Source organism: Phenylobacterium sp. (assembly GCF_031412415.1).
Taxonomy (GTDB): domain Bacteria; phylum Pseudomonadota; class Alphaproteobacteria; order Caulobacterales; family Caulobacteraceae; genus Phenylobacterium.
The window spans coordinates 1-4,212 of the sequence record NZ_JANOCX010000430.1; the positions used below are offsets into that span (position 1 = coordinate 1).

Consider the following 4,212-nt stretch of genomic DNA (forward strand, 5'->3'; position numbering starts at 1 on the left):
CTCGCGCGCCGGGTCCGGCGCCGGCGCCGGCGCGGGTTCCGCCGTCTATTACGGCGGCGGCGGTGGCGGTGGCGGCTACGCGCCGCCCAAGGCCACCGGCAAGGTCACGCTCAATGTCGAACAGGGCAAGCGCATGAAGCGCGTGGCCTACGAGGCCAGCCGCACCCGCACCCGTCGCGTGGTCATCCAGGCCGTTTGCATCGACGCGCGTCAGGTGCCGCACGCCGCCTCTCAGGTCCGCCCCGACCGCGAGATCGAACAATTCTTCGAGGGCGAACTCTATCGCTGTATCGCCGGCACCTGGCTGCAGGCCACGATCGCCGACTACAACGAGAAGATCGATTTCTCCGGCGGCCGGACCCTGACCTGCCGCAAGGGCGACGCGCTCTATCACGGCCGCGATGGCAAGGTGGAATGCCGCAGGCAGACCCCGGCCCGCGACTGCAACGAGCGCTCGCTGCTGCGCCGTTTCGGCGCCGGGATCAAAATCCTGACCATCGTCGAGGTCGAGCGCTACACCGCCTACCGCGAGGAAGAAGAGCGCGTCGAGTCCTCGGTCGCCACCACCATGAGCCTCGACGGCGGCGTCGGCGGGACGGTCTACTAGGCAACCCTCGTCGCACGAAGGCGTCTCCGCTCGCTTGCGGAACCGCAGCGAAGGCCCGATGGTCCGTCGCGACGGCGTCGACGGGGGTGAGTTTGTTCGGAATTTCGAGGATCGTCTTGGCCGCGATCGTGGCCTGCGGCCTGTCCGCGGGCCCGGCCCACGCGGCGGGCGAGAAGGCGTTGCAGGACGTCGAGATCCTGTCGACCGACGCCATGGCTGGCCGGGCGGCGGGGTCGCCGGGTTCCGCCCTGGCCCGAGCTCACATTCTTAAACGCTTCTCCGAGATCGGCTTGAAGCCGGCCTATGGCGGCTTCGAGCAGCCGTTCGCGATCACGCTCGGAACCGAGGCCAGGAGGGGAACGAACCTGGTCGGGCAGATCGCCGGGACGGGGGCGAGCGACAAAGTTCTGGTGATCACCGCCCACTACGACCATCTGGGGGTCCGCAAGGGCGAGATCTACAATGGCGCCGACGACAACGCCTCGGGCGTCGCCGCGCTGCTGGCCGCCGCGGAGTCGTTCGCCAAGAGCCCGCCGAAGCACACCGTGATTTTCGCAGCGGTGGACGCCGAGGAACTGGGCCACCGCGGCTCCGGCGCCTTCGTGGCCGCTCCGCCGGTTCCGCTGGCGAGGATCGCGCTGAACCTGAACCTCGACATGCTGAGCAAGAACGCCAAGGGCGAGCTCTATGCGTCTGGCACCTATCATTTCCCCTGGCTGAAGCCCCGCCTGGCGGCCTTGGCGGGGCAGGTCCCGGTGACGCTGAAGCAGGGTCATGACGGACCACCCTGGAGGGGGGACGACGACTGGACGCTGCTGTCGGACCATGCGGCCTTTCACAAGGCCGGTGTGCCTTGGGTCTATCTCGGCGTGGAGGACCATCCAGAGTACCACCGCCCGACGGACGATTTCGCGACCGTCCCGCGCGCCTTCTTCGCCAAGGCGGTCACGACGGTCGTCATCGTGGCGCGAGGGTTCGACGATGACCTGGACGCCATGGCGAAAGAGGCGGGGCGTTAGGCCCTAAGCCCCCGCCGGCTTGACCTCGAACATCCACATGGTCTCGTCCTTCAACACCGCCTCGGCGGCGCGTTTGACGTCGGCGGCGGTGACCCGTTCGGTGCCGGAGATCATGGCGCGGGTAGCGTCGAGACGACGAGGATCGGCCTGGGCGCCGGAGAGCTCCGACAGCCAGTAGCCGTTGGTTTCGCGAGCTTTTTCGATCTGTTCGAGGCGCGGCTTCTTGGCCCGGGCGAGCTCGTCGGCGCTGATCTCCTTGGTGCGTAGGTCGCTGGCGATCTTTTTCACGTCGGCGAAGAAGGCCGGGAGCTTGTCGGGCGGGACCTCGACGCTGGCCGAGACATAGCCCCAGCCGGGCCACACGAAACTGTGGCTATAGGAGGCGTTCGGCGAGTAGGTCGCGCCCTGGGCCTCGCGCAGTTCCTCGATCAGCCGCAGTTCCAAAACCTCGCCCAGGACGGCGGTGTCGCGGGCTCGCTGGGGGTTGGCGAAGAAGTCGTTGGTGCGCCACGCGATGTAGCCCACGGCCTGGTCGCCGCGACCCTTGTGCGTGCGGATCACCGGCTGGGCGACGCCGGCGGGGAAGCCCACCTCGATCTCCGCCGTCGGGGGCGGGGCCGGGGTCGGGCGAGGGGGAAGGGCGGCGAAGGTGCGGGCCACGGCATCCACGGCCTTTTCGACCGTGGTGTCGCCGACAATCACGACCTCGATCTGGCCGTTCGCCAGGGCGGGGGCGACTTCGGCCTTGAAGTTCTCGAGCTTGGCGTCCGCCATCTCCTGGCGGCTGGGGAAGACCCAGCGCTCATCGCCGCCATGCAGCAGCCCGCTGAGGTCGCGCGAGACGACACCGGAGACCGTGGCCTCATACTGGTCGTGGATGGTCTTGCCGGAATTCTTCAGGCGTTGAAACGCCTGCTCACGCCAGCCGGGCTCCGAGGCGTAGGCGGCCAGGACCTGGAGCTGGGTGTCGAGATCCTCGGGCCGCGTGGCGCCCGACAGCACGAAGGCGTCGTCGCCGATGCCGAACTGGGCGCCGTAGACCTTGGAGGCCAGGACCTGCTCCATGTCTTCGGCGTTGATCTGCTTCAGACCGCCTTCGATATAGGCGCCCGAGGCCCAGGCGACGTTCTGGCGATCCTTGGGCAGGTCGATCTTGCCGCGGCCGACGTTCACCCGGACCAGAACCTCGTCGTCCTTGAAACGGGTCGGCTTGACGGTCAGGCGCACGCCGTTCTCGAAGCGCACGAAGGCGGTGTCGAGATCGGGCGCCTCGCGAGTCTCAGCCACCTTGCCGATGTCGCCGAAGGTCTCGTAGGGCCAGGCGACCTGGGTTGGGGCGGAGGGCTCCGCGACGGCGACCTTGCGCGAGGTCTCCAGCGCCGCGACCAAGGCTCTGTCGCCGCCCGGAATGGGTTTGGGCGTGGCCATGAACAGCAACGGGCCAGCGCCCTTGAACGCGGCCTTCAGGGCGGCGGAGACGTCGTCGGCCTTCAGGCCCTTCACGGTCTCCTCGAACAGCGCCAGGTCCTGGGTCGGGCTGGTCACCACCTCGTCGTCGGACAGCGAGCCGGCGATCTCGCTGGCCAGGGCGCCTGGCGTGCGGGTCGCGGCGCCGGCGGCGTCGGCCTTGAGGCTGGCCCGATATTCGTCGATCTCGCGGTCCAGCTCGTCCTGGCGCACGCCGAACTGCACGGCGCGACGCTGCTCCTGCTCGACGGCGGTGAGCGCCTCGCGCCAGCGGGTCGGCTCGGCGTTGACGGTGACCATCGTCATCTCGGCGGCGTCGTACTCGTCGCTCTCGAAGGCGCCGGCGCCCAGGAACGGTGGCTGAGCGCCGCGCGCCAGCCGTTGCAGGCGCCGGTTCAGCACGGAGAAGCCCAACTGCTGGATCAGATCGCCCTTACGCTTGGCCGCGGTGTCGGCGGAGACGTCGTCCGGACGCAGCCAGGCCATCTGCAGGGACAGAGGCGCACCGGGCTCCACGACCAGCCTGGCCTCGGTCTTTCGCGCGCGCAGGGCGCCCAGGTCGGGATCGACGCCGGCCGCGCCGACAGGCGCCCAGTCGCTGAACCGGGCCTTGATCTTGGCCTCCATGGCCGCGACGTCGAAGTCGCCGACAGCCACCAGAACGGCGCGTTCAGGGCGGTAGTAGCGGTTGTAAAAATCCGTGAACTCAGAGGCGGGGGCGGTTTGCAACACCTCGACCTTACCGATGGGGTACCGGGTCGGAGGTCGTTGATCTTTCAGCAGAAACTCGAGACGAGACTTGTAGACCCGATAGGGCGGGGTGTCGCGAGCGCGCTCTTCCGACAGCACGACCCCACGCTCCCGATCGATGGCCGCAGGGTCGAGGGTGAGGTTCCCGGCCGCCTCGCGCAGCAGCATCAGTGAGGTGTCGACGGTCTCGTCGTCAGTGCGCGGCAGGTCGAGCTGATAGATCGTCTGATCGAAGTTGGTCGAGGCATTGGTGTCGGCCCCGAAGGCGAGGCCCAGGCGTTCAAGGGTGCGCGTCAGTTCGCCCTCGGCGATCTCGCTGGAGCCGTTGAAGACCATATGTTCGATGAAGTGCGCCAGCCCGCGCTGGTC

General features: G+C 68.4%; 3 protein-coding genes. 2 read left to right on the plus strand and 1 reads right to left on the minus strand.

The window, feature by feature from the left end; genetic code table 11:
- Both RMO04_RS19935 and RMO04_RS19940 read left to right on the plus strand, forming a co-directional pair.
- On the plus strand, window positions 1–607 hold a 607-nt coding region (locus RMO04_RS19935), incomplete at its 5' end, for a hypothetical protein (RefSeq protein WP_309646514.1).
- A gap of 116 nt (window positions 608–723) precedes the next feature.
- A complete protein-coding gene (locus RMO04_RS19940; protein ID WP_309646515.1) occupies window positions 724–1,626 on the plus strand; it encodes a M20/M25/M40 family metallo-hydrolase in 903 nt (300 codons plus the stop codon).
- A 3-nt stretch (window positions 1,627–1,629) separates the two neighbouring features.
- Here RMO04_RS19940 and RMO04_RS19945 read toward each other — a convergent pair.
- Window positions 1,630–4,212: insulinase family protein (locus tag RMO04_RS19945; RefSeq protein WP_309646516.1), on the minus strand; the 2,583-nt coding region annotated here is incomplete at its 5' end.